The organism is Geobacter pickeringii (genome assembly GCF_000817955.1).
GTDB lineage: Bacteria > Desulfobacterota > Desulfuromonadia > Geobacterales > Geobacteraceae > Geobacter > Geobacter pickeringii.
On sequence record NZ_CP009788.1, the window covers coordinates 3,331,479 to 3,356,105 of the forward strand.

A 24,627-nucleotide genomic window follows, 5' to 3' on the forward strand; every position below is an offset into this window, starting at 1 on the left:
CGATGATCACCCCCCACTACCAGGAAGAGCTGGCCCGCCTCAAGGAGCTCGGGGCCGAGTTCGCCGCGGCCCACCCGGCCCTGGCGCCGCTGCTCGGCGGCCCCTCGGCCGACCCGGACGTGGAGCGGCTCCTGGAGGGGGTCGCCTTCCAGACGGCGCTCCTGCGGCGGAAGCTGGACGACGACTTCCCCGAGGTGGTCCACGACCTGATGCGCCTCGTGGCCCCCCACTACCTGAGGCCGGTGCCGGCCACCACCATCGTCGCCTTCGCGCCGAAGCCGTCGCTGGTCCAGAGCCAGACCATCCCGGCGGGGGTGCAGCTCGCCTCGGTGCCGGTGGAGGGAACCCGCTGCCTCTTCCGGACCACGAGCCCGGTGGAGCTCCACCCCCTGGAGCTTCTCGACGCCTCCTTCGCCCAGCCGGCGGGGAGGGGACCGGCCGTGACCCTGTCGCTGCAACTCTCCGGCATCCCCCTCGACCGCTGGGAGCCCCGGTCGCTGCGGCTCTTCCTGGCCGGCGACTACGTCCCGGCGGCGGAGCTCTTCCTCATCCTCTCCCGGCACCTGAAGCGGATCGTCCTCACCCCCGCGGAGGGGGGGACGGCCGCCATTCTCCCGGCGCACTCCCTCCAGCCGGCCGGCTTCGCCGACGACGAGCCCCTCATCCCCTACCCCCCCCACGCCTTTCCCGGCTACCGGCTCCTCCAGGAGTACCTCACCGCCCCCCGGCGCTTCCTCTTCCTGGAGCTGACCGGCTGGGAGCGCTGGACCGGCCGGGGGAGCGGCACACGCTTCACCGTCACCTTCGAGCTCGGCGACCTCCCGTTCCCCCCGCCGCGGGTGAAGCGGGAGAGTATCGCCCTCTTCGCCACGCCGGCGGTAAACCTCTTCCCCGCCGATGCCGACCCGATCCTCCTTGACCACCGCGCCGAGCGCCACCTGGTGCGGCCGGCGGGACTCCCCCGGGGGCACGGCCAGATCCATTCGGTCGACCGGGTGACCGGCTTCATCCGCGGGAGCGCCACGGAACGCCCCTACCATCCCTTCGAGCAGTTCCGGGAGCCATCGGCCCATCACCCCGCGTTCCACACCTCGGTCGGCACCGCACCGGTCCGCGCCGGCTTCGACGTCCACCTCTCCGTGGCCTACCCGAAGGGGGAGGGGCTGCCGGAGCCGGAGACCCTCTCCGCCGAGCTCACCTGCAGCAACGGCCGGCTGCCGGAGAGCCTGCGGATCGGCGACCTGCGCGAACCGACCGCAAGCTCCCCCGACGGCGCCACCTTCCGGAACCTCGCCCCCGTCACCCCGGCGCTCCTCCCCCCCCTGGGGAAAAACCTCCTCTGGCGGCTCGTCTCCCATCTCGCCCTGAACCGCCTCTCCCTGGCCAGCGCCGACAACCTCCGGGCGCTTCTCTCCCTCTACCTCTTCGACGGAGGGGGAGACCAGACCGCCCTGGCCGCCCACCGGCGACGGATCGCCGGGATCGAGGCGGTGACCGCCGCGCCGGCCGACCGCCTCGTGGGAGGACACCTGCTCCGGGGGAGCGAGATCACCCTGACCCTCAGGGGGGACCACTTCGCCGGCCCGGGAGACCTCTTCCTCTTCGGGTCGGTCCTCGACCGTTTCCTCGGGGGATATGCCGCCCTCAACAGCTACACCCGCCTGACCGTGCGCGAGAGCGTGCGGGGAGAGGAGTATCCGTGGCCGCCCCGGCTCGGACAGCGCCCGCTCCTCTAGAGACGGAGCTCCTCCAGCGGGGGCACGAGTTCTCCTTCGCCCAGGCGATGCGGCTGCTGCGGCTCCTGGCTCCCGCCCCCTCCGCGATCCGGGTCCGCCCGGAACTCTCCCTCGCCTTTCCGGCCGCCGACGTGGCACAGATCGAGCGCCAGGACGACGGCTACCGCGTCACGACCCGGTTTCTCGGCCTCTACGGTTCGGCTTCCCCCCTCCCCACCTTCTACACGGAAGAGCTCATCGACGAGGCGCGGGAGGACTCCTCCGCCAGCCGCGACCTCCTCGACATCCTGAGCCAGCGCCTCTTCGAACTCGCCACCGCCGGCACGGCCAAGTACCGGCTCTTCTTCCGGACAGTGGAAGATGAAAGCGCCGACGACCTCGAACGGCTCTTCTCCCTGGCGGGTCTCGGCGAGGCAGAACTGCGGCGCTCCCTCCCTGAACCCCGGCGCTGGCTCCGTTACGCGGGGCTCCTGGGGCACTCTCCCCGGTCGGCCCTGGGACTGCAAACGATCATCGCCGACGTCCTTGCCGTCCCGGCGGAGGTTTTCCCCTGCCGGCTAAGGCGGGTCGCGATCCCCCCGGATCAGCGCCTCGCCGTCGGGATGACCGGCAGCACCCTCGGCACCGACACGGTGGTGGGAGGCGAACTGGAGGACCGGAGCGGCATGTTCCTCCTCCGCCTCGGCCCCCTCTCCCGTGAGCAATTCGCGGCCTTTCTCCCCGGCACTCCGGCCCGCCGGACCCTCGACCTCATCGTGGAGCTCTACCTGGACACCCCCCTCGCCTGGGATCTGGAGCTGACGCTGGCCCCGGACGAGGCCCCCGTCGCCTCCCTCGGCCCCCTGCCGGGGACGCGGCTCGGGTGGAACGGCTGGCTCGGCCGGCCGGCGGAGGGGGCCCAGGCCAGCGTCACCTTTCCCCACCATCCCTCCCAAGGAGTCACCCATTGCTGACCGTTGACCTGAAAGCCCTCCTCGACCGCCTCAATCCCTCCTGCTCCCGCGCCCTGGAAGGGGCGGCCGGGCTCTGCGTGGCCCGGGGCCACTACGAGGTGACCGTGGAGCACCTCCTGGCGCGGCTCCTTGACGAGCCGGGGGGCGACCTTGCGGCCATCCTCCACGCGTTCGAGAGCGATGCCGCCGCCGTGAAAAGCGGGATTACGCGGGTCCTCGACGAGCTCCCGGCCGGCAACTCCGGCAGGCCGGTCTTCTCCCCGGTGCTCCTGGAGTGGCTCCAGAGCGGCTGGCTCATCGCCTCCCTCGACCTGGACGAGGGGCGGATCCGCTCCGGCGCGCTCCTCCTGGCGCTCCTGGCCCGGCCGCTCCAGCTGACGGCCGGCCGCTACGTGGACCTCCTGATCCCCATCGGCCGGGAGACGCTCCTCGGCCGCTTCGGCACGGCCACGGCCGGCTCGGCGGAAAACGCCCCCGCAGCGGCGCCCCCTGCCGGCGGCGCGGAACCTTCCGGCGACGGCACGCCCCTCGCCCGCTTCTGCACCGATTACACCCGCAAGGCGGCCGACGGCGACATCGACCCGGTCTTCGGCCGGGATCGGGAGATCGCCCGGATGGTCGACATCCTGGCCCGGCGGCGGAAGAACAACCCGATCGTGGTGGGAGAGGCGGGGGTCGGCAAGACCGCGGTGGTGGAGGGGCTGGCGCTGCGGATCGTGGAGGGGGACGTCCCCGACATGCTCCGGGAGGTGCGGCTCCTGGGGCTCGACCTCGGGCTCCTCCAGGCGGGGGCCGGGGTGAAGGGGGAGTTCGAGAACCGCCTGAAGAGCGTCATCGAGGAGGTGAAGGGGTCGCCCCGACCGGTGGTCCTCTTCATCGACGAGGCCCACACCCTCATCGGCGCCGGCAACCAGTCGGGGGGAGGCGACGCCGCCAACCTCCTCAAGCCGGCCCTGGCCCGGGGGGAGCTGCGGACCATCGCCGCCACCACCTGGAGCGAGTACAAGAAGTACTTCGAGAAGGACGCGGCCCTGGCCCGGCGCTTCCAGCCGGTGAAGCTGGACGAGCCGTCGGTGGAGACGGCGGTGCTGATCCTCCGGGGGCTGAAGGAGAAGTACGAGGCGGCCCACGGCGTCATCATCCGCGACGACGCCATCCGGGCGGCGGCGGAGCTCTCCTCCCGCTACCTCGCGGGGCGGCAGCTCCCGGACAAGGCGGTGGATCTCCTCGACACGGCGGCGGCGCGGGTGAAGCTCCTCCTCACCGGCAAGCCGGCACCCGTGGAGGAGAAGGAGCGCCGCATCCAGGCCCTGGAGCGGGAGGAAGCGGCCCTCTCCCGCGACCGGCTCCACGGCCGGACGGTGGACGACGGGGGTGTGGCCGCACTGGCGGAGGAACTGACGGCCCTGCGGGAGGAGCTGGCAGCCATCACGGCGCGCTGGCAGGGGGAGCAGGAACGGGCTGAGGAGGTGATTGGCCTGAGAAGGGAGCTGGCGACGGCTGATGCGGAAGCGGGCGACGCGCTGAAGGCCCGGGTGGCGGAGGCCACGGGGCGGCTGGAGGCGGTCCAGGCCGCCCCCCCGCTGGTGAAGATCGAGGTGGACCCGGAGGTGGTGGCGCGGGTGGTGGCCGACTGGACCGGCATCCCCCTCGGGAGCCTCCGGAAGGACCGGGTCGCCGGGGTTCTCACCCTGGAGGACGACCTGAGCCGCCGCATCCGGGGGCAGGAGCCGGCCCTCTCGGCAGTGGCCGAGGCGCTCCGCTCCTCCGCGGCCGGGCTCAAGGAGCCGCGCCAGCCACTGGGGGTCTTTCTCCTCGTCGGCCCCTCAGGCGTCGGCAAGACCGAGACCGCCCTGGCCGTGGCCGATCTCCTCTTCGGCGGCGAGCGATTCCTCACCGTCATCAACATGAGCGAGTTCCAGGAACGCCACACCACGAGCCGGCTCATCGGCTCGCCGCCGGGATACGTGGGGTACGGCGAGGGGGGCGTCCTCACCGAGGCGGTCCGCCGCCAGCCTTACTCGGTGGTGCTTCTGGACGAGGTGGAGAAGGCCCACCCCGACGTCCTCAACCTCTTCTATCAGGTCTTCGACAAAGGGATGCTTGCCGACGGCGAGGGACGGGTGATAGACTTCGCCAATACGGTCATCTTCCTGACGAGCAACCTGGCCTCGGAGGTCATCACCGCCCGCTGCGCCGGAGAGCGCCCCCCCACGGTCGACGAACTCAACACCGCCGTCCGGCCCCACCTCTCCCGGCACTTCAAGCCGGCGCTCCTGGCCCGGATGACGGTGGTTCCCTACCTGGCCCTGGCCCCGGAGTACCTGGAAGAGATCGTCACCCTGAAGCTCGGCCGCGTTGCCGACCGGCTCCGGGAGAACAGCCGGACGGCACTCCGGTGGTCCCCTGCCGTAACGGCAACGATCGCCGCCCGCTGCACCGAGGTGGAGAGCGGCGCCCGGGCCATCGACCACATCCTGCGCGGCGCCGTGCTCCCGCTCCTCTCCCGGGAGCTGCTGGTGCGGCTCGGCACGGGCGAGGCGCCGGAAGCGGTCCGGCTCGACATGAATGGTGACGGCTCCTTCGCCGTCATCTTTGATCCCGATGGAGGTACGAACCCATGAACCAGTCCCACCAACGGCCCCCTTTCGTCCGGATGGCGCTCATCCTCTCCCTCGCCCTCACGGCGGCCTGCACCACCGTGGCTCCGCAATCCGGCGGCGAACACGGCGGCCCCCTGGCGCCGGGGGTCGGCTTCGAGGTCGACGCCCCCACAACCTCCCCGCCACCGGCCGTCGCCGTGCCGACGCCGGCCCCTTCTCCGGCCGTCGAGCAGAAGCCGGCAGCCGCCCCGGTGCCGGTTGCCAGCCGGATCAAGCAGCATCACAAGTACGTGAACGTCCGCCCCGACCCCTCGTCCGGGAAAAAACCGGTGGCCGTCCTTCAGGGTGGCAAGCGGGTCGAAATCATCGGAGAAGAGGGGAACTGGGTCAAGATCCGCTGGAGCCGGGGGAAAAAGGAGCACGAGGGGTGGGTGTTCAAGAAGTACGTGGAGGGGCACGAATAGCCGCAGCGTCGAGAAACGGAAAAAGGGTTGACCGGAAGAGCGGTCAACCCTTTTTTCATTCGACAGCACGCGTGGTTCAGGAGTTCAGATACTCCGCGATCTTCTTCGCCAGGGTCTGGTAGACCCGGAGGCACTCGGCCTCGTCCTTCTCCAGCAGCGTCACCCGGAACCCCTGGAGCGGGGTGTTAAAGGAGGAGAGCGGCACGATGCAGATGCCGGTGCTCGCCAGGATGTAGTAGACTAACCGCTTGTCCGGCGAGACGCCGGGGACGTTCACCAGGCTCTCCACCAGCTCCCGCACCTCGACGTTCCCGATGGGGAGGGACTGGCGGTCGGTGAGGAGGCCGTCCCGGAACGCCACCGACATGTAGAAGGCGCCGTTGGTCCGGTTTACCATGAGCCCCGGCACTTCCTTGAGGCAGTCGAAGGTAATGGTGCTCATCCGCTCGTAGCGCCTGATCCGCTCCTGGAGGTAGGTCTGGTACTCCGGGTGCTTCATGATGGCCGGGATGCACTTCTGCGGCAGGGTGGTGGAGCAGACCTCGTTCATCTTGGCGGAGAGGACGGAGTTGACGTATTTGCGGAACTGCTCGTCCTTCCCGCTGTTGTAGACCTCGATCCAGCCGCAGCGGGAGCCGGGCCACGGGATTTCCTTGGAGATCCCCTTCATGGCGATGGCCGGCACGTCGCCGATGACGTCGGAGATGGGGACGGTGGTCTGGCCGTTGTAGGTGATGTTGTTGTAGACCTCGTCGGCGATGATGAAGAGGCCGTAGCTGCGGGCGATGGCGACGATTCTCTCCAGGGTCTCCCTGGGGTAGACCATGCCGGTGGGGTTGTCGGGGTTGATGAGGAGGATGCCGGAGATCTGGGGGTTGTACTTGACGTGGTTCTCCAGGTCCTCCAGGTCGGGGAACCAGTGATCCTCTGGCTTCAGCCGGTAGCAGACCGGCGAGGCGAGGGCGTGGGCCGCCTCGCCGATGGAGTGGGTGGTGTAGGTGGGGGACGGCATCAGCACCCGGGTCTCGTGGCGCAGGTTGCCGTAGACCGTGGAGATGGCGTCCCCCAGACCGTTGAAGAAGATGATGTCGTCGGGGGTGATCCGGGCCCCGCCGCGCCGGTTGGTCAGCTCGCAGAGGAATTCCCGGGTCTCCAGGACGCCGCGGGTGTGGCAGTACCCCCAGGTGTCGTTTTCCATCACCTCGCCGGCCACGATCTCCTTCATCCAGCGGGGAATCTCCTCCCCCTTCACGATCGGGTCGCCGATGTTCTCCCAGTTGATCTTCACGCCGTGCTTCTGGAGTTTTTCCGCCACGTTGACGATGTTGCGGATCTCGTAGGTCAGTTCGCCCGCGCCGGGCGTCACCAGTTCGTTTCTCACGTCATCCCCCGTCTTTTGTTGGTTTGGTGCAGCTGAAACGACAAAGGCCGCGGGGGTTACCCACGGCCTTTCAATAAACGAAGCGTAACAACGGCTCCTTACACGGCAGCGGGCACCCCTGCGGCGCTAATCGCCGCTGCGCTGATAGCTCGTGCTGCCAGGATAATGGAAACGGTGTTTTTATTCATACGGTTTCGAATAACACAGCGTTTTCCCCAAGTCAACGCTTTTTTGGCTTCGCCGCCGTCACCGGACGCCGACCAGGAGCCGTCCGTCCTCGTCGCGCCACGAAAGCCACCCCATCACCGCAAGGTCGAGGATGACCCGCGCCCGGTCTCCCGCCACCTCGATGACTCTGAGCGAATTTTCGGGAGAGAGGGTCCGCAGTTCGGGGGCATGGTCGACGGGGCCGGCCCGGAGGATGTAGTACGGCTTCCGGAGACCCGGCAGGAGGCGGATCCCTTTCCCCTTGAGATACTCGTCCCACGGGAGGAAGGACCATACCCGCTCTCCCTCCACCCAGCCGGAGCGCCCCGCATCGTCGTAGGCGACCCGGAACCACGCTCCACGCTTGGCCATTACGGCAACGGGAATGCCGCCCCCCTCTTCCGCCGGCAGGGAGAGGAGCGGCAGCGACGCGGCGCGCCACTCGCCGATCCGGCTGACACCGGGCTCGCGGTAGAGGACGACCAGCGGCGATCCCCCGTCGCGGTCCGCAGGGGGGGGACGGATGAAGAGGATGCCGATCCCGGCCTCGGGACGGGGAGAGCGGGGGGCGGCGCCGGCCTCACCCCAGAGGAAAACCGTCACGAGCAGCACGGCAAAAAAGCGCATGGAATTCACTGCCGAGGGAACATCTGCACCAGGGAGTCGAGGTAGGAGGATGCGGCCGGCTCCCCTTCGGCAGGGGCCCAGGGAGCTTTCTCGTCGGCGGTGAGGGGGAGGTAGGGGCCGGCCTTGGCCTCGAAGAAGACGGTCCCCGGGGCGAGGCTGACGACGGTATGGAATTCGCCGTGGGGAATGTCGACGGCAAAGGCCTCTCCGCCGCACCGGAGGATGAACGTCCCGGTCACCTCCCCCTCTTCATTGAAGGAAACGACGCCGAGGGCTCCCCGCACGACCACCATCGACTCGTCCTTCAGCGGGTCCAGGTGACGGTGGGGCTGGATGTACGATCCCGGCTCGATGGCGTTCAGGAGCCGGTGACAGCAGAAATCGTCGGAGGGATGGAGATTGTGGTTCTTGCGCCCACGGGGTGCGGCGGCGGCCTGGGCCGTCACCTCGTCGAGGAGCGCTTCGGTGAGGATCCGCATCGCCACCCCCCTACCGGTCCACCATGGCCAAAAGGTTCCCGTCCGGGTCGGCGACCACCGCCATCTTTCCCCAGGGGCTCTGCTCCAGGGGCTGGTCGAACCGCACCCCGGCCTCGGCCAGCTCGCGGCAGAAGGTGTCGATCTCCTTCACCCGCAGGGTGATCCCGGTGTGACGGCCTGCCAGCGCCTGGGCGTCTTCGGTCAGGGCCAGGGCAACCCCCAGGGTGGTCCCGCCGGAGAAGAACTCCATCATCGTCATCCCCTCCTGAACGAGGGGGAGTTTGAGCCGCTCTTTGTAAAACTGCTTCGCCGCCTCGAAATCACGGACAAAGATCACCACGTTCTTCATTGCCTCAACCATGGGATACCTCCCGGAAAGATGGTTCGTTTACCGCACCGAACATAACAGAGGCTCTCTCTCCCGGCAAGGGAGAAGTGGCCGGGACCGGGGACGAAAAAAGGGCGTCCGGACCGGCACGGCCCGAACGCCCCAAGGTGGCGGCACGATAGTCTGCTGCTTACGGAGCGGTGACCGGCTCGGGAGCGATCCCCCAGCCGGCCAGTTCGGCCAGGACCTCATCCTCCAGGAGCTCTTCCCGGGCGGCAACGGCCGCGGTAAGCTCCATCCCCACCTCGACACTCTCCGGCTGGACCCCCCAGAGGACCATCTCTCCCGGCAGGTTTCCCTGGAGCTCCGCCACGGCCAGGAGGTCCTGGAGCCCCATCTGGTGCGGCGAGAGCTTGGTCCGGAACGCCACCGGGATCTCGTCCCCGGCGAGCCGCACCAGCGTCCCCGGCGCCCCGCCGGTCTCCACGGCATCGATGATGAGGAGCCGGTCGACCCCCTCCATCATCGGGAGGAGGTCGAGGCCGAGGGTGCCGCCGTCCACCACCGTCACGCCGGAGGGGAAGCGGTAGGAGGCGGCGAGCCGCTGCACCACCCGGACACCGATGCCGTCGTCGGTCATGATCAGGTTCCCGATGCCGAGGACGAGGACCGCCACCCTACTCCTCCCGCTTCACCGGCTTGTAGCCGCCGAAGATGCTCGACATGACCCCGCCCCGCTCCTTCACGTCCATGAGCCAGGCGCTGTAGATGTGGTGGATGGCAAAACCGATGAGGAGCCACATGACCAGGTGGTGGGTGAGTCGCATCCCCTGGTTGCTGAAGAGGGCGTAGAGGGGGGTGAAGAGTGTGTGCATCACCCCGCCGGGGGCGTGCTCGGCGTAGAGGGCAAAGCCGGTGGCGACCATCACCAGGTAGAGAACGAAGACCAGGAGGTAGGTGGCGCCGGCCAGGGCGTTGTGGCCGATGGGATGGGGGACCTTCCGGGAAAGGAATGTGTAGTAGAGGAACATCCGCCCCATGTTGCGCCGCCCCTCGGGGTAGACGAACGGAACGAACTCGCGCCACCCGGCATGGCGGTTGCCGACGAAGGCCCACCAGATGCGGCTCGCCACGCTTACGGCGAAGGTGTAGCCGGCCGTGAAGTGCACCACCCGCACCCATCCCATGACGTAGTCGGCGGGGTCGAGCCCCACGGGTGTGGGGGAGCCGATGAAGACGCCGGTGACCGAGAGGACGATGATGGCGAGCATGTTGACCCAGTGGGTCGCCCGCACCGGGACCTCCCAGACGTATTGCTCGGTAAGGCACTGTTTCTCGTCAGTCATGGCTTCCCCCTTACAGGACCTTGACGTTCACCAGCTCGCCGCCGTCGGGGTCGACCACGTGGACGGCGCAGGCGAGGCACGGATCGAAGGAGTGGATGGTCCGGAGGATCTCCAGGGGCTTGTTCGGGTCGGCCATGGGGGTGCCGACCAGCGCCGCCTCGTAGGGACCCCGCTGCCCCTTCTCGTCCCGGGGGGAGGCGTTCCAGGTGGAGGGAACCACCGCCTGGTAGTTCTCGATCTTCTGGTCCCTGATCCTGATCCAGTGTCCCAGCGCTCCCCGGGGAGCGTTGTGCCAGCCGTATCCCTGGGCCTCCCGGGGCCAGGTGGCGGGATCCCACTTCTCGCCATTGTGGATCGCCAGGTCGCCGCCGGCCACGTTGGCCACCAGCATGTCGAGCCACTTGGGAAGCTCCTGGGCCACCAGCAGGGTCTCGATCCCCCGGGCCGCCGTCCGCCCCAGCGTCGAGAAGAGCGCCTCGGGACCGACCCCGAGCTTGCCGAGCACCAGGTCCACCGCCCCCTTGGCCCCCTTGTGCCCCGCGGCGTAGGCCACGAGGATGGTGGCCAGGGGACCGGTCTCCATCGGCTTGCCGTCGTAGCGCGGCGACTTGACCCACGAGTACTTCTGGTCAGTGTCGATCATGTCGTAGGGGGGCTTCGGCCCGGTGTACTTTGCCTCGGTCTGCCCGTCCCACGGATGGACCCCGGCGTCCCCCCCCTCGTACCAGGAGTGGGCCACGCTCTCGGTGATCTTCTTCTGGTCGATGGGGTAGACCCGGGAGAGATCCTTGCCCAGGATGATCCCCTGGGGGAACCAGAGCTTTTCCGGCTTGCCGCTGTTGTCCAGCGGGTACTCGCCGTAGCTCAGGTAGTTCCCCACCCCGCCGCCGATGCCGGCCCACTCCTTGTAGAAGGAGGCCACCGCCAGGAGGTCGGGGATGTAGACCTTCTCCACGAACTCCTTCGCCTTCTTCAGCAGCTGGCCGACCTCGGCGATCTTGTCGGCGTTGAGGGCGTTCTGGGAGTTGGGGTCCACCGGGATCGCCATCCCCCCCACCAGGAAGGTCTGGGGATGGGGGTTCTTGGAGCCGAGGATGGCGTGGATCTTGATGACCTCCCGCTGCCAGTCCAGAGCCTCCAGATAATGGGCCGTAGCCATCAGGTTCGCCTCGGGGGGAAGCTTGTAGGCCGGGTGCCCCCAGTAGGCGTTGCCGAAGGGACCGAGCCGCCCTTTCTTCACGAAGGCCGCCACCTTGTCCTGCACCCCCTTGAAGTAGGTGGGGGAGTTGAGGGGCCAGTCGGAGAGGGACGCCGCCAGGACGGCGGTCCTGGCCGGGTCGGCCTTCAGCGCCGAGACCACGTCCACCCAGTCGAGGGCGTGGAGGTGGTAGAAGTGGATCACATGGTCCTGCACCACCTGGATGCCGATGATGAGGTTGCGGATCAGCTCCGCGTTCATCGGGACGTGGATGTTCAGGGCGTTCTCCACTGCCCGGATGGAGGCGATGGAGTGGACCGTGGTGCAGACGCCGCAGAGGCGCTGGGTGAAGTACCAGGCGTCCCGCGGATCGCGCCCCTTCAGGATCTTCTCGATCCCCCGGAACATGGTGCTGGAGCTCCAGGCGTCGGTGATATGCCCCCCGTTCACCTCAGCCTGGATCCGGAGGTGCCCCTCTATTCTCGTAATCGGATCAACGACGATTCTGGCCATGCTCTACCCCTCCTTCCCCGCGTCGGATTCGTCTCCCTTGCGCAGCGCGCTCACCACCCCGTGGACGCCGAAGGCCGCCGCCGTGGCGGCAGCGACGCCGAGGCCGATCTTGTCGGCCGTGGTCTCGATACCGAATCCGGGAACGTGGGGGAGTCGCCGATAGAAGGGGGTCATGGTGTCCCAGAAGTGGGGCTCGGAACAGCCGGCACAGCCGTGGCCGGACCCCACCGGCCAGCTTGTCTTCTCGTTGTAGCGCTGGGTCGGGCAGTTGTGGAAGGTCTCGGGCCCCTTGCACCCCATCTTGTAGAGGCAGTACCCTTTCCGGTGCCCCTGGTCCCCCCACTGCTCCACGTACTGGCCGGCATCGAAGTGGGGGCGGCGCTCGCAGTTGTCATGGATCTTCTTGCCGTAGGCGAAGAGGGGGCGCCCCTTGCCGTCGGTGGCCGGCGGCTTGCCGAAGGTGAGGAGGTGGACCACCGTGGCCACCAGGTTGTCGGTGTTGACCGGGCACCCCGGGAGGTTGATGACCGTGGCCCCGGGGACCGCGTCCTTCACCCCCACGGCGCCGGTGGGGTTGGGGGCGGCGGCCGGGATGCCGCCGTAGGAGGCGCAGGTGCCGACGGTGATGGTGGCCATGGCGCCGCCGCAGACCTCCCGGGCGATGTCGACGGCGGACCGGCCGCCGACGCAGCAGTAGACCCCGTTGTCCTTCATCGGGATCGCCCCCTCGACGATGGCGATGTACTTGCCGCTCCGCTCCTTGAGGGTCTTGAGCCGTGCCTCCTCGGCCTGGTGGCCGGCGGCGGCCATGATGGTCTCGGCGTAGTCCACGGAGAGGACGTCGAGGACGATCTCCCCCACCGTGGGGTTGGCGGCCCGCAGCAGCGCCTCGGTATCGCCGGTGCAGCTCTGGAACTCCAGCCAGATCACCGAGGGGCGGCCGTCGGCCTCCAAGGCCTCGGCGATCCGCGGCACCAGCGACACCGGCAGCGCCAGGGCCGCCGACATGGCGGTGCAGAACTTCATGAAGTCGCGCCGGGTGATCCCCCGCTCTTCCCAGGAACCAGCCCCGGCGGAGGGACGTGGCACCGCTTCCCGTTCGTCACTGCTCTTCGACATGGAACTCCTCCTTCTTCTCTGTTGAGGATAAAAAGCGCCATCTCAGCGGACCCGCCGGCCCGAAATCGCCTGACAATATTTTAGAACGGCATTTGTTACGACTCAATCTCACCAAAACAAATCATTGTCAAGGTGAAAGTGTATCATGCCTTTTTTTCCTGTAAATCGGCTTGCTGCAAATTAAAAACAGCTAAGTTTGTTTATTTTAAAACCGCAACTGATCCACACCAAAAAGCTGAGATAAATCATCTGCTCAACCCGGTACATTAAACCATTTAGAACGCTATTTCTCGTAGCTTCTTCGATACGGATCACATCGATGCCGAAGGTGGGAAAACAAGCCGGGCGGGGAGAGGGGTGTAAAAAAGGGGGGAACCGCGGAGGAAAACGACCTGAAGAACGCGTTACGGAGCGCGGGCGACCGTGACGGCCGCCACCGACGCCACGCCGGCACGGCGCAGCACCCGGGCGCACTCGGCCAGGGTGCTCCCGGTGGTGCAGACGTCATCCACGAGGAGCACCCGACGCCCCTCGACCCGCTCGGGGACGGCAACCGAAAACGCCCCCCGTACATTCTCCCGCCGCTGTGGTGCGCTGAGCGCCACCTGGGGGGCGGTAGGCCGGACGCGGCGCAGGGTGTCGCGCAGAAGCGGCGCTCCCCAGTGCCGCGCCATGACCTCACCGATGAGGATCGCCTGGTTGAATCCCCGCTCCCGGAGCCGGACACGGTGGAGCGGCACGGGAACGATGAGGTCGGGGGCAACGCCACGGACAAAGGGGGTGAGATGCTCGACCGCCAGGAGAGCGAGGGGGCGGCGGAGGTGGACCTTGTGGCCGTACTTGAACCGGTGGATGAGCTCCTGGACAGGACCGGCAAAAACGAGCGCCCCCCGGGCCGCGTCAAAGGGGGGAGGAGCGGTGAGGCAGTCGCCGCACGGGTGATCGATCCCCCCTTCCGTCCCGAAGGGGATCCCGCAGACCGGGCAGCAGGGGGAGGCGACCGGGGTCATCGCCCCCCGACAGTCGGGGCAAAGATGCAGCTCCCCCGCCTCCGGCACCGGCTTCCGGCAGACGTGGCAGAGAGGGGGAAAGAGGACGTCCAGGAGCCCCCGGAGCAACACCACTTACAGCCCCAGGTCCTCGTTCACCACGAGCACCCGCAGGTCGGTGAGGCGCGGCTTGCGGTCGATGACGGTGGTGATGCGGCAGATCCGGTCGGGGGAGTTGCAGTCGGAACAGAAGCCGGTGGTGCCACAGGGGGTCTTGTAGGAAAGCCGCCGGGCGTTGGGGGGGGAGGCCCACTCCTTGATCCGGGTGATCGCCTCCTCCACGCCGCCGTCCACCAGCTTGTTGCGCCCCGCCACGACGATCACCTTCTTCGGCCCGAAGAACATGGAGCCGACCCGGTTCCCCGTGGCATCGATGTTGACCAGCCAGCCGCCGAGGGTCAGGGCGTTGGTGCCGGAGAGGAAGAGGTCGCAGGTGAGCTGGCGCCGCATGATGGCCACCCGCTCCTCAAGTGAGAGCCCCGGCTGGCCGTGAATGAGGAGCTCCTTCCCCATCTCCCCCAGCCGGTCGATGACCTGCAGGTCCACCACCGACATGGAGCCGCCGAAACCGACGCTCTGCGCCTCGGCCGCCTCGGCGACGATGTAGTCGGACGCCTCTTTCCCGCCGGGGCAGTAGAGGGCGGTGAAGCCGTTCTTCTCCAGGGCTGCAACGGCCGTGCGGCACTTCTGTTCGTAGGTCCAGTCGACGAGTTCGGTTGTGAGGGACATGGAAGGCCTCCTTTTAAAAAAATTTTTCGATCAATTGCCTTACGGCCCCAGAAGCCGCATGTACTCGGCATAGGGTATCTGCGATTTCCAGTGTCCCGTGGCACGCCCGACCAGGGACGCCCCCACGAAGAAGAGCACCACCAGCGCGGCGAAAAGGATGGCGTTCACCACGAGCTTTCGCCCCGGAAACTTCATGTCCAGGGCTCCCATGGCCCGGCAGTGGCTGACGCAGCGCCAGCAGCCGATGCACTCCTCGGAATGGACCCGCTCCTTGGCCATGACCGGGATGTAGGCGGGGCAGACCTGGGTGCAGACGCCGCAGGCAACGCACGCCTTCCCCTCCCGCGTCACCTTCACCGGAGAAAGCATCGAGACGAGCCCCAGGAGCGCCCCGTAGGGGCAGAGGTAGCGGCAGAAGGGGTTTCGCACCGGAAGCGACAGGACAAGGAGGACGAGGATCACCACAAGGGGAATCCCCGAGAGATGGAGGAAGAAGTCGAGGAGCCGCACGTCGACGATCTTGTTGTAGTCGGAGAGGATGAAGTCAGATACCGCCTCCGGCGCCATGCTCCAGAGGATGAAATAGAGGAAAAAGAGGAGAAGGAGATACTTGATCCCCCGCAGCGCCCCGTCAAGCCAGCGCGGGGGACGGACGTTGCGCCTGAAGAGGACAAAGCCCCGCTTCCAGAGCAGTTCCGACAGGGTTCCCACCGGGCAGACCCAGGAGCAGAAGGAGCGTTTGAGAAGAAGCGAAACCGCCACCACCGTCACGAAGAGGAGCACCGACGCCGGATGGACCGGGTTGATGGAGCCGCTCTGAAACCAGTCCCTCACCCCGAGGAGCCCGGCAATGGGGAGAAACCCCTCCACCCCCTCGCCCCGCGGCACGAAGGGGACGGCCCCGCCGGAGCGGAAGTGGCGCACGAAGAGAAACAGCCGGACGCCGAGGTAGATCTGGAAAAAGAGAAAGGCCCACTGGGTGGCGATCCGGAGGGGCTGTACATAACGCTTGCTCACGCCATCACTCCTTGTGACATATTCTGACGCACATATCGGCTATCCTTTCTCCATCAGCAACAGAGGAGGATACCATGGAACCACTCGTCGTCTTCGGCGCCGCCCTCGTCGCCTGGTGCGCCTGCATCGCCTTCGTCGACATGAGACGCGACCGCCCCGTGGCGCAACCCGCCCGGGAGAAGAAGCCCCCCGCGAGGAATGCCGTCAGGGGATCGCGCAGGTCCGCTGCAGTTCCCGGTCGAGGAGGTGCCGCGGCTGCACGTTGGCCAGTGCCCGCAGGAGGCTCCGCTTGACGGCGGGGTTCTCCTTCTCCAGCTCCTTCAGGAGCTCTTTCATCCGCTTGCGCTGCAGGTCCGCCTTGCCGCAGACCGGGCAGCAGCAGCAGACGACCGGGAAGCGGTTTCCCCGGGCGAAGGGGATGATCTCCCGCTCCTCCACGTAGACCAGGGGACGGATCACCGTCGTCTCGCCGTTGTCGGCCAGCATCCGCGGTGCCATCGCCTTGAGGGAGCCGACGTAGAACTGGTTGAGCAGCAGCGTCTCCACGAAATCGTCCAGATGGTGCCCGAGCGCCAGCTTGTTGCAGCCGAACCTCTGGGCCAGGGTGTAGAGGGCGCCGCGCTTGAGCCGGGCACAGATGGAGCAGTAGGAGGAGCCGGGGCGGCGCTTCTCCCTGATGATGTCGTAGTGGGTGGTGCTCTCCACGTGGTGGGCGAAGCCGTGCTCCCGCAGATGGGCGGCGATGACGTCGCTGCGGAAGCCGGGGTAGCCCGAATCGATGGTGAGCGCCATCAGCTCATACTTCACCGGTGCCCGCCGCCGGAGCTCCTCCAGGATGTGGAGGAGGGTGTAGGAATCCTTCCCCCCGGAGACCGCCACGGCAACCCGGTCCCCCTCCTCGATGAGGCCGAAGTCGGCGACGGCCCTCCCCACCGCGTTTTTGATCCTTTTGTACAGCTTTTCGTCAACAAACTCCACGGGCATTCCTCTTGTCGGGCGAATCGGTCAAGCGTACCCCAGGGGACGGAACGAAGTCAAGGGATGCCACCACCGCCGCCCCATGGTACGTGCTGGACGCCGCGAGAAAAAACTCCCCGTCACCCTTGTCCGGCGCGGGGCATCCTGCTATTATCTCCCCTGCGTCTACACGACCGCAGGAAGGGGTATCCCATGAACGACATCATCGAGATAAAGCCGGGACTCTGGTGGATTGGCTCCCGGGATCCGGAGCTGCGCACCTTCGACGATCTCTTCCCCACCGAGCAGGGGACCACTTACAATGCGTACCTGATCAAGGGGAGCGAGAAGACCGCCATCATCGACACGGTGAAGGGGGAGCGCTCGGCGGAGTTCCTCGCCAAGGTGAAGGAGCTCGTCGACCCGGCCACCGTCGACTACTACGTCGTCAACCACACGGAACCGGATCACTCCGGCTCCCTGGCGGAGATGCTCCGGCACTCCCCCCGTGCGACCGTCGTCTCCAGCCAGGCAGCCAAAACCTTCCTCGGCAACCTGATCCACACCCCCTTCGCCTCCCACGTGGTGAAGGACGGTGAGGTGATCGACCTGGGGGGGAAGCGCCTGCGCTTCCTCATCGCCCCCTTTCTCCACTGGCCCGACACCATGTTCTCGCTCCTGGAGGATGACGGCGTCCTCTTCACCTGCGACGCCTTCGGCGCCCACTACTGCGGCGACGGGATCTTCAACGACGAGCTCCCCGACTACCGCCCGGACATGGAGTTCTACTTCGACTGCATCATGCGCCCCTTCAAGGACAAGGCGCTGGCGGCCATCGACAAGATCCGCGCCGAACGGATCGAGATCCTCTGCCCGAGCCACGGCCCGGTGATCCGCACCGATCCGTGGAAATACGTCGGCTACTACGAGGAGTGGTGCCGCCCCGCTCCCGCCGCCAGAAAGATCGTCATCTTCTACCTCTCTCCCCACGGCAACACCGAGCGGATGGCGGCCGCCGTGGCAAAGGGTGCCGCACTCCCCGGCATCGAGGTGGTGAGCCGCCACATATCCCACCTCACTCCGGGCGAGATCCGCGATCTGATGGAGGAGGGGGACGCCCTCATCTTCGGGATCCCGACCATCAACCGCGATGTCCCCAAACCGATGTGGGACGTCCTGGCCTACCTCTCCACGGTGAAGCTGAAGGGGAACATCGCCGGCGTCTTCGGCAGCTACGGCTGGAGCGGCGAGGCGTGCCGGATCGCGGAGGAGCGGCTCAAGGGGCTCAACTTCAAGCTGCCGGCTCCGTTTCTGCGTTTTCCGTTCACGCCGCGCCCCGAGGCGCTGGGGCAACTCGAAGGCTTCGGCCGAGCCATCGCCGAAGAAATACTCCGGAAACCATGACCGGCGGGGGATGATGAGCGGTTCCCCGCTCATCATCCCCCGCCCCGTACCCCATGAAGGACTCCCATTCGAACATCATCGAAGTCGCCGTCCCGCTCCCCCTCGACACCACCTTCCACTACCGGGTCCCGCCGGAACTCCGTGGCGCAGCGGCCCCCGGCAGGCGGGTGCTGGTCCCCTTCGGCAGGCGCACCGTCACCGGCTATATCCTCGGCTTCGGCACGGACGAAGGGCGCGAACTGCGGACGATCGTCGATCTTCTCGACGAAGCCCCCCTCTTCACCCTCCGGGAGCTGGAGCTCTACCGCTGGGCCGCCTCCTATTACCTGCACCCCCTCGGCGAGGTGATCAAGGCGGCTCTCCCCGCCGGCATCAATATCCAGAGCCGCCGGGGGAGCACCGGCCACTCCGGCGGGGAACTGACCGGTGGCCGGTCGGTACGGACGGAGACCGTCTACCGGGCCGCGGCCGGAGCTATGGAGCGCCCCGCTCCGCGGGGGAAGGGAGCGCAGCTTCTGGCCCACCTTCGCCAGGCGGGGGAGACGACCACCGCGACACTGCGGGAGCTCTTCGGCGACTGCGCCTCCCCGCTCCGCCGGCTGCGGGAGCTCGACCTCGTGGAGAGCGAGGCGCGGGAGGTGTACCGGGACCCGTTTCGCGAAGAGGCGGTCGAACCCGATTCCCCCCTCCCCCTCAACGCGGGGCAGGCGGCCGCCCTGGGACAGATCGCCTCCGCCCTCGATGCCGGCCGGTTCGCGCCGTTTCTCCTCCTGGGCGTCACCGGAAGCGGCAAGACAGAGGTCTACCTCCAGGCCATCGCCCGGGTTGTGGCGCAGGGGCAAACCGCCCTCGTCCTCGTCCCGGAGATCGCCCTCACCCCCCAGCTCGTCAACCGGTTCCGTCGTCGCTTCCAGTGCGGCATTGCAGTCCTGCACAGCGGCCTCTCCGACGGCGAGCGCTACGACGAGTGGCGCCGGATCCGGCGGGGCGAGGCAACCATCGTCATCGGCGCCCGCTCCGCCATCTTCGCCCCCCTGGAGCGGCTCGGCATGATCGTGGTGGACGAAGAGCACGAGTCATCCTACAAGCAGGGTGAGGGGTTCCGCTACAATGCCCGGGACCTGGCCCTTGTTCGGGGGAAGATCGCCGGGGCATCGGTCATCCTCGGCACCGCTACCCCCCAGGTAACCACGTGGCATGCCGCAGCCAGCGGCAAACTCACCCTCCTCGAGCTCCCCGAGCGGGTGAACGGCATGCCGCTTCCGCCGGCAGAGCTCCTCGATGCCCGGGGCCAGCGGGGCGAAACGCTCCTCTCCCCCCTCGCCGCAGCGGTTGCCGACAACCTCGACCGCAGCGGCCAGACCCTCCTCTTCCTCAACCGCCGAGGCTTTGCCACCTGGCTCACCTGCGAGGAGTGCGGCCACGTGCTCCGCTGCCCCAACTGCGCCGTCACCCTTACCTACCACCAGCGCAAGAACCGCCACATCTGCCATTACTGCGACTACGCCATTCCGGCCCCGTCGGTCTGCCCCGGCTGCGGCAGCGGGCAGGTAACGCTTCTCGGCCTCGGAACCGAACAGGTGGAGATGCGGATGCGGGAACGCTTCCCGGAGGCACGCGTCGAGCGGATGGATCGGGACACCACGGCGGGGAAGGGGGGACATGCCCGCATCCTCAGGAGGGTGGCCGAGCGGAAGACCGACATCCTGATCGGCACCCAGATGGTCGCCAAGGGGCACGATTTCCCCGGCATCACCCTGGTTGGAATCCTCTCGGTGGAGTCGAGCCTCAACATCCCTGACTACCGGAGCGGCGAGCGGACCTTTCAACTGGTGACTCAACTCATCGGCCGGGCCGGTCGGGGGGAGAACCCCGGCCGGGTCCTCATCCAGACCCTGACGCCCGAACACTATGCCCTCACCCACGCCGTTGCCGGCGACATCGAAGGGTTCTACGCCACCGAGCTCGCGTTCCGTCGCGATGCCGGCTACCCCCCTTTCACCTACCTTGCAGTCTTTTACCTAACAGGGACCTCCCCTTCCGCCACCGAAGCAGAGTCGGACCGTCTGGCAGCGCATCTCCGCGACCTGCGGGCCGAACAGGGGGGACGGATCGAGATCCTCGGCCCGGTGGCCGCCCCCCTGGCCAAACTCCGGGGACGCTTCCGGTGGCAGATCCTTCTCAAGGCCCCCAATCGGTCCGCGCTGCATCGGCTCCTTCTTCGCAATCAGCGGACCTACGCACCGTCATCCGGCATCCGTCTCCATGTCGACGTCGATCCGGTCGATCTGATGTGACGCCCGGCCAACAGGAAGGATTTGATTTTTTTCGGCCAACTCTCTATATTCATGAGAATAACAACCGTCAACACCGCAGGCCGCCCTCCCGTGATCCGGGGAGGAAGCCGGCTGCAAAAGGCTTATCATGATACGTACAATCCTCACCTATCCCGATCCGATCCTCAAGAAGAAGTCGGCGCCGGTTCCGGTCATCAACGACAAGATTCGGGAACTCGTCCGAGACATGGCCGAGACCATGTATGACGCCCAGGGAGTTGGCCTTGCCGCCCCCCAGGTGGGTGTCAATCAGAGGGTTATCGTCATCGACGTTTCCCAGAAGGACGAGAAGCCCGAGCTGATTGTCTGCATTAATCCGCTGATCGTCCATTCCGAGGGGGAATCGTTCGAGGAGGAGGGGTGCCTCTCCATCCCCAAGTACGCCGCCAATGTCCACCGCCATGAAGAGGTCGTGGTCAAGGCCCTGAACCTTGAGGGAGAAGAGGTCACCTACCGGGGGGCGGGGCTTCTGGCCATCGCGTTCCAACACGAGATCGACCATTTGGACGGAGTCCTCTTTGTCGACCACCTCTCTCCCCTCAAACGCGAGATGTTCCGGAAAAAATTCCGCCGTACCGCAGAGGAGGGTTAACTGATCGCCATGGCAGGTCTTCGCACTATCTTTATGGGAACCCCCGACTTCGCCTGTCCCACCCTGCTCAGACTGATCGAGCGCGGCGAGGATGTCCTCGCCGTCGTCACCCAACCCGACCGTCCGAAGGGACGCGGTCAGAAGCTCGTTCCGCCACCGGTCAAGGCACTGGCCCAAGAACACGGCATCCCGGTGATCCAGCCCCTCAAGGTCCGCGCACCGGAGGTTGTCGAGCAGATCCGGGCACTGCGCCCCGACCTCATCGTCGTGGTCGCATTCGGCCAGATCCTGCCCCAGAGCCTTCTCGACATTCCGAAGCACGGCTGCATTAACATCCATGCGTCGCTTCTCCCGCGGTACCGGGGTGCCGCCCCCATCAACTGGTGTCTCGTCAACGGCGAGACGGAAACCGGTATTACCACGATGCAGATGGATGCCGGTCTCGACACGGGGGACATGCTGGTGAAACGCGCCATACCCATCGATCCCGATGAGGATGCGCAAGCTCTGCACGACCGCCTTTCCTGTCTTGGCGCCGACACCATTGATGAGACGCTTGACCGGCTTGCCGCCGGAACCCTGACCCGGGAAAAACAGGATGATGCCCTTTCCTGCTATGCACCGATGCTCAAAAAGGAAACCGGCCACATCGATTGGACAAAAGCGGCTCAGGAGATCAAGAACCTCGTACGGGGGCTCACTCCCTGGCCCGGCGCGTTCACCTCGCTCCACGGCAAGACCCTCAAAATCTGCCGAGCATCAGTCGTCAGTGCCTCCGGCAAACCGGGGCGTGTCATTAAAGCCGACAGGGAAGGAATCCTCGTTGCCTGTGGCGCAGAAAGCCTGCTTATCCAAGAACTTCAGCTTGAGGGACGGAAGCGGTTACCGGCATTCGAATTCCTTGCCGGATATCGCATCGAACCGCAAACCACCCTCGGCGCACAGCGTGGAATGAACGATGCCTGACCAGAAACAGCCTCAAAAACGTCTCTTTATCTGCCTCATGGGGCTCACCTGCCTTCTGATCGTCGGGGTGATCTACCTTCTCTGGTGGATTCCCACTACGGGCCTCGCCAATATCCACCCGAGCCTGCCGCGTATCGCCGGCGTCGTGTTTGGCGCCCTTTCCCTCCTTGCCCTCGTCGGCACCCTGGTTCTTGTCCTGACCTCTGCCTTGGGGAAGGACATCCTGTTCACCCGTTTTCTCCGCGGTGTCGTGGTCAAATTCCTTCTACCCGCCATTGAACTGATCGGTCGTGCATTCGGCATATCGATCGACACCATCCGCCAATCTTTCATCGCCATGAACAACAGCCTTGTCCTCTCGCAGCGATTCAAGGTCAAGCCGGACCGGATACTGATCCTTCTCCCTCACTGCCTGCAATTGTTCGAGTGCGAGATCAAGGTGACCGGCGACATCAACAAGTGTGTCCGCTGTGGCAGATGCGACATCATGGGACTTGCTGAACTTGCCCATAAGTACTCGATCGATATTTCCGTCGCCACGGGCGGCACCTTGGCCCGAAAGGTAATCATCGAAAAGAGACCGAAGCTCGTCCTGGCCGTCGCATGCGAACGGGACCTCACCTCAGGAATAAAGGACTGTTACCCGCTCCCGGTGATCGGCGTTCTCAACGACCGCCCCTTTGGCCCCTGCTTCAACACGAAGGTCGATATTGGAAAGATCGACGAATCGCTTCAAGCCGTTATCGGATAACATCACCCCTCGCTGCCATGGAGTTTTAAAACGCGAGGTCAACCGCGTTCAGCAGCATGGCTCGCACCGGCGTACACGATATGGTTTTCCTGTTCGTCCCCTCACATTGACACCAACCTGATCCCTCCAGCACCCGGCAGATGACTACACCGTCGCGTCGCGACCAGCGCAGCCTTCTTTTTTCATCTTCATTCGGCCATCACGACTAGCCCTCTTTCTTGACCGGATGAGCTTGAAATGAGCCCGGCACTTTTCTCAACGTTTCCAATTCAGCTCAGGCTCGGCTCCCTTGAATAGGTGCCGTTTCACCGTCTCACCGTCAAGACCTTGGCCTTGGCAAACAAAAAGAGCCCCTCCGCGCGGAGGGGCTCTTTTTGTGATGGAAACGATCGGTGTTTCTTAGAGCAGGACTGCTTTCTGGGCAAGCTCCAAGAGGTATGCAGGCATTACGCCGGGCACGAGTACGCCGACGACCGAAATGGTTATACAGAGTGCAACCGGGGCGGACAATTTCATCCAGTCGAACTCTTCAACCGGGTTCTTCATGTACATGTAAACCATGACTCTCAGATAGTAATACACGGAAGCCGCGCTGTTAAGTACCCCGATGATCGCAAGCCAGATGTATCCAGCCTTGATGGCACCCGAGAACAGGTAAAACTTGCCGATGAATCCTGCGGTCGGGGGCATTCCCGCAAGGGAAAAGAGAAAGATGGCCATCGCCAGGGCAAGAACGGGATGCTTCGTGGCAAAACCTGCATAATCAGATACGTTGTTGTTCTCTTCCCCCTTCTTGCCAACAAGGACAATGATCGCAAATGCACCAATGTTCATAAAGGCGTAGGAGAGCATGTAGAAAAGAATACCGGCCGTCCCTTCAGGGTTACCCGCCGTAAAACCAACCAGAGCGTACCCAGCGTGGGCTATGGAGGAGTACGCCAGCATCCGTTTGATGTTATCCTGGTTGAGTGCAATCAGATTGCCGATCGTCATCGTAAGAACAGCAAGTATCCAGAGGAGGGCAGACCAATCGGCCTTCAGTGCCGGGAACGCAATGAGGATGACCCGCATGAATGCCGCGAAACCGGCAGCTTTCGGCCCTGCAGACATGAACGCAGTCATGGGGGTCGGCGCCCCTTCGTATACATCAGGGGTCCACATGTGGAAGGGTGCCGCCGCAATCTTGAACGAGAAACCAACCGCCATGAGCAGCATGCCGATGAAGAACATCGGATTCTTGGCGACAACTCCATTCTGAGCAATGTACTCAGCGATTTTTACGACCCGAGTCGTTCCCGTTGCGCCATACGTGAGCGCCATGCCATAGAGCAGGAACCCGGTGGAAAATGCACCAAGAAGGAAATACTTGAGTCCGGCTTCGTTTGACTTGAGGTTTGCGCGGTTCAGGCCGGCGAGCACATAAAGTGAAACCGAGAGCACTTCCAAACCAAGGAAGATGGTCATCAGGTCAGTGCCTGAGGCCATGAGCATCATGCCAACGGTGGCAAAGAGAAGAAGCGGGTACAGTTCCCCGACATTACATTCCTCGCGTTTGAAGTAATGATCCGAGATCAGGACCGTCAGCCCCCCCGAGAGGAGAAAGATACACTTGAAAAAAACGGCAAAATTGTCCTGGAGCACCGCCCCGCTGAATCCTGATACGGGTGCATTCCAACCGCTCAGGACCGTCATTGCAGTGATCAGAATACCGCCGAGACTCAGGTATCCCAGATAGGCCTTTTGCTCACTCGGAACAAACACATTCACAAGGAGCAGCGCCATCCCGAAGATCGAAAGGATGACCTCCGGCATGATTGGCGCCAGGTTGATAGCAGGAATAGCGATAGTTTCCATCTAAGTTTCCTCCGGTGG

22 protein-coding genes are annotated in these 24,627 nt (G+C 65.6%); 9 read left to right on the top strand and 13 right to left on the bottom strand.

The genetic code is table 11. The features are described 5' to 3' along the window. Nucleotides 1-2: 2 nt before the first annotated feature. The 4 genes from tssF to GPICK_RS15155 are packed head-to-tail and all read left to right on the top strand — an operon-like array spanning nt 3 to nt 5,756. A complete protein-coding gene (gene tssF / locus GPICK_RS15140) occupies nt 3-1,736 on the top strand; it encodes a type VI secretion system baseplate subunit TssF (protein ID WP_039744601.1) in 1,734 nt (577 codons plus the stop codon). Then, nucleotides 1,700-2,689 carry a type VI secretion system baseplate subunit TssG gene (gene tssG, locus GPICK_RS15145; RefSeq protein ID WP_039744603.1) on the top strand — a complete coding sequence of 330 codons (990 nt, stop codon included), beginning with the start codon at nt 1,700-1,702 and terminating at the stop codon, nt 2,687-2,689. The genes tssF and tssG overlap by 37 nt, the downstream gene beginning before the upstream one ends. Beyond that, the gene (gene tssH / locus GPICK_RS15150; RefSeq protein ID WP_039744605.1) at nt 2,683-5,313 is read left to right on the top strand and encodes a type VI secretion system ATPase TssH; all 2,631 of its coding nucleotides are present in this window, start codon (nt 2,683-2,685) and stop codon (nt 5,311-5,313) included. The genes tssG and tssH overlap by 7 nt, the downstream gene beginning before the upstream one ends. Next, nucleotides 5,310-5,756 carry an SH3 domain-containing protein gene (locus tag GPICK_RS15155; protein ID WP_052263461.1) on the top strand — a complete coding sequence of 149 codons (447 nt, stop codon included), beginning with the start codon at nt 5,310-5,312 and terminating at the stop codon, nt 5,754-5,756. Before tssH ends, GPICK_RS15155 begins: the two co-directional genes overlap by 4 nt. A 76-nt stretch (nt 5,757-5,832) precedes the next feature. Here the strand turns inward: GPICK_RS15155 and GPICK_RS15160 are convergent, their stop codons facing one another. The 12 genes from GPICK_RS15160 to ttcA all read right to left on the bottom strand — a co-directional run bounded on the left by GPICK_RS15160 (nt 5,833) and on the right by ttcA (nt 16,727). Beyond that, a complete protein-coding gene (locus GPICK_RS15160; protein WP_039744609.1) occupies nt 5,833-7,137 on the bottom strand; it encodes a pyridoxal phosphate-dependent aminotransferase in 1,305 nt (434 codons plus the stop codon). Between the two features lie 246 nt (nt 7,138-7,383). Next, nucleotides 7,384-7,971: an SH3 domain-containing protein gene (locus tag GPICK_RS15165; RefSeq protein WP_039744611.1), complete on the bottom strand. Its 588-nt coding sequence runs from the start codon at nt 7,969-7,971 to the stop codon at nt 7,384-7,386. A 5-nt stretch (nt 7,972-7,976) separates the two neighbouring features. After that, the gene (locus GPICK_RS15170; protein WP_039744613.1) at nt 7,977-8,450 is read right to left on the bottom strand and encodes a WbuC family cupin fold metalloprotein; all 474 of its coding nucleotides are present in this window, start codon (nt 8,448-8,450) and stop codon (nt 7,977-7,979) included. Between the two features lie 10 nt (nt 8,451-8,460). Next, nucleotides 8,461-8,811 (bottom strand): VOC family protein, encoded by a 351-nt coding sequence (locus tag GPICK_RS15175; RefSeq protein WP_039744614.1) that lies wholly within the window; start codon nt 8,809-8,811, stop codon nt 8,461-8,463. Nucleotides 8,812-8,968: 157 nt separating this feature from the next. Further along, nucleotides 8,969-9,454 (bottom strand): HyaD/HybD family hydrogenase maturation endopeptidase, encoded by a 486-nt coding sequence (locus GPICK_RS15180; protein WP_039744617.1) that lies wholly within the window; start codon nt 9,452-9,454, stop codon nt 8,969-8,971. Nucleotide 9,455: 1 nt separating this feature from the next. Beyond that, nucleotides 9,456-10,124 (bottom strand): Ni/Fe-hydrogenase, b-type cytochrome subunit, encoded by a 669-nt coding sequence (gene cybH, locus GPICK_RS15185; RefSeq protein WP_039744619.1) that lies wholly within the window; start codon nt 10,122-10,124, stop codon nt 9,456-9,458. A gap of 10 nt (nt 10,125-10,134) precedes the next feature. Then, nucleotides 10,135-11,835, bottom strand: a complete 1,701-nt coding sequence (locus GPICK_RS15190; protein WP_039744623.1) for a nickel-dependent hydrogenase large subunit — start codon at nt 11,833-11,835, stop codon at nt 10,135-10,137. Nucleotides 11,836-11,838: 3 nt separating this feature from the next. Continuing rightward, nucleotides 11,839-12,954 carry a hydrogenase small subunit gene (locus GPICK_RS15195; RefSeq protein WP_039744625.1) on the bottom strand — a complete coding sequence of 372 codons (1,116 nt, stop codon included), beginning with the start codon at nt 12,952-12,954 and terminating at the stop codon, nt 11,839-11,841. A 404-nt stretch (nt 12,955-13,358) separates the two neighbouring features. Then, the gene (locus GPICK_RS15200; RefSeq protein ID WP_144400148.1) at nt 13,359-14,075 is read right to left on the bottom strand and encodes a ComF family protein; all 717 of its coding nucleotides are present in this window, start codon (nt 14,073-14,075) and stop codon (nt 13,359-13,361) included. A 3-nt stretch (nt 14,076-14,078) separates the two neighbouring features. Then, entirely contained in the window at nt 14,079-14,732 is a 654-nt protein-coding gene (locus tag GPICK_RS15205) for a lactate utilization protein (protein WP_039744628.1), read from the bottom strand. Nucleotides 14,733-14,771: 39 nt separating this feature from the next. Beyond that, nucleotides 14,772-15,749 (bottom strand): 4Fe-4S binding protein, encoded by a 978-nt coding sequence (locus GPICK_RS15210; protein WP_039744630.1) that lies wholly within the window; start codon nt 15,747-15,749, stop codon nt 14,772-14,774. Between the two features lie 204 nt (nt 15,750-15,953). After that, nucleotides 15,954-16,727 carry a tRNA 2-thiocytidine(32) synthetase TtcA gene (gene ttcA, locus GPICK_RS15215; RefSeq protein ID WP_039744631.1) on the bottom strand — a complete coding sequence of 258 codons (774 nt, stop codon included), beginning with the start codon at nt 16,725-16,727 and terminating at the stop codon, nt 15,954-15,956. Nucleotides 16,728-16,919: 192 nt separating this feature from the next. Here ttcA and GPICK_RS15220 point away from each other — a divergent pair, with 192 nt between their 5' ends. From GPICK_RS15220 to GPICK_RS15240, 5 genes are all read left to right on the top strand, one after another. Continuing rightward, nucleotides 16,920-18,110, top strand: a complete 1,191-nt coding sequence (locus GPICK_RS15220) for an FprA family A-type flavoprotein (protein ID WP_039744635.1) — start codon at nt 16,920-16,922, stop codon at nt 18,108-18,110. A 53-nt stretch (nt 18,111-18,163) separates the two neighbouring features. Further along, on the top strand, nt 18,164-20,407 hold the full coding sequence (gene priA, locus GPICK_RS15225) for a replication restart helicase PriA (protein ID WP_039744637.1): 2,244 nt from the start codon (nt 18,164-18,166) through the stop codon (nt 20,405-20,407). A gap of 127 nt (nt 20,408-20,534) precedes the next feature. After that, nucleotides 20,535-21,038 (top strand): peptide deformylase, encoded by a 504-nt coding sequence (gene def, locus GPICK_RS15230; RefSeq protein ID WP_039744639.1) that lies wholly within the window; start codon nt 20,535-20,537, stop codon nt 21,036-21,038. 9 nt (nt 21,039-21,047) lie between these two features. Continuing rightward, nucleotides 21,048-22,004: a methionyl-tRNA formyltransferase gene (fmt, locus tag GPICK_RS15235; RefSeq protein WP_039744641.1), complete on the top strand. Its 957-nt coding sequence runs from the start codon at nt 21,048-21,050 to the stop codon at nt 22,002-22,004. Continuing rightward, nucleotides 21,997-22,755 (top strand): DUF116 domain-containing protein, encoded by a 759-nt coding sequence (locus GPICK_RS15240; RefSeq protein ID WP_039744644.1) that lies wholly within the window; start codon nt 21,997-21,999, stop codon nt 22,753-22,755. The genes fmt and GPICK_RS15240 overlap by 8 nt, the downstream gene beginning before the upstream one ends. Nucleotides 22,756-23,154: 399 nt before the next feature. Here the strand turns inward: GPICK_RS15240 and GPICK_RS15245 are convergent, their stop codons facing one another. Beyond that, a complete protein-coding gene (locus GPICK_RS15245) occupies nt 23,155-24,609 on the bottom strand; it encodes an NADH-quinone oxidoreductase subunit N (protein WP_039744646.1) in 1,455 nt (484 codons plus the stop codon). Between the last annotated feature and the right edge of the window lie 18 nt (nt 24,610-24,627).

Excerpts from the sequence above, each read along its gene's own strand:
- tssF (WP_039744601.1), top strand. The coding sequence starts at position 3 with ATGATCACCCCCCACTACCAGGAAGAGCTGGCCCGCCTCAAGGAGCTC.
- GPICK_RS15155 (WP_052263461.1), top strand. The coding sequence starts at position 5,310 with ATGAACCAGTCCCACCAACGGCCCCCTTTCGTCCGGATGGCGCTCATC.
- GPICK_RS15165 (WP_039744611.1), bottom strand. The coding sequence starts at position 7,971 with ATGCGCTTTTTTGCCGTGCTGCTCGTGACGGTTTTCCTCTGGGGTGAG.
- GPICK_RS15170 (WP_039744613.1), bottom strand. The coding sequence starts at position 8,450 with ATGCGGATCCTCACCGAAGCGCTCCTCGACGAGGTGACGGCCCAGGCC.
- GPICK_RS15175 (WP_039744614.1), bottom strand. The coding sequence starts at position 8,811 with ATGGTTGAGGCAATGAAGAACGTGGTGATCTTTGTCCGTGATTTCGAG.
- cybH (WP_039744619.1), bottom strand. The coding sequence starts at position 10,124 with ATGACTGACGAGAAACAGTGCCTTACCGAGCAATACGTCTGGGAGGTC.
- GPICK_RS15190 (WP_039744623.1), bottom strand. The coding sequence starts at position 11,835 with ATGGCCAGAATCGTCGTTGATCCGATTACGAGAATAGAGGGGCACCTC.
- GPICK_RS15195 (WP_039744625.1), bottom strand. The coding sequence starts at position 12,954 with ATGTCGAAGAGCAGTGACGAACGGGAAGCGGTGCCACGTCCCTCCGCC.
- GPICK_RS15205 (WP_039744628.1), bottom strand. The coding sequence starts at position 14,732 with ATGTCCCTCACAACCGAACTCGTCGACTGGACCTACGAACAGAAGTGC.
- GPICK_RS15220 (WP_039744635.1), top strand. The coding sequence starts at position 16,920 with ATGAACGACATCATCGAGATAAAGCCGGGACTCTGGTGGATTGGCTCC.
- priA (WP_039744637.1), top strand. The coding sequence starts at position 18,164 with ATGAAGGACTCCCATTCGAACATCATCGAAGTCGCCGTCCCGCTCCCC.
- def (WP_039744639.1), top strand. The coding sequence starts at position 20,535 with ATGATACGTACAATCCTCACCTATCCCGATCCGATCCTCAAGAAGAAG.
- fmt (WP_039744641.1), top strand. The coding sequence starts at position 21,048 with ATGGCAGGTCTTCGCACTATCTTTATGGGAACCCCCGACTTCGCCTGT.
- GPICK_RS15240 (WP_039744644.1), top strand. The coding sequence starts at position 21,997 with ATGCCTGACCAGAAACAGCCTCAAAAACGTCTCTTTATCTGCCTCATG.
- GPICK_RS15245 (WP_039744646.1), bottom strand. The coding sequence starts at position 24,609 with ATGGAAACTATCGCTATTCCTGCTATCAACCTGGCGCCAATCATGCCG.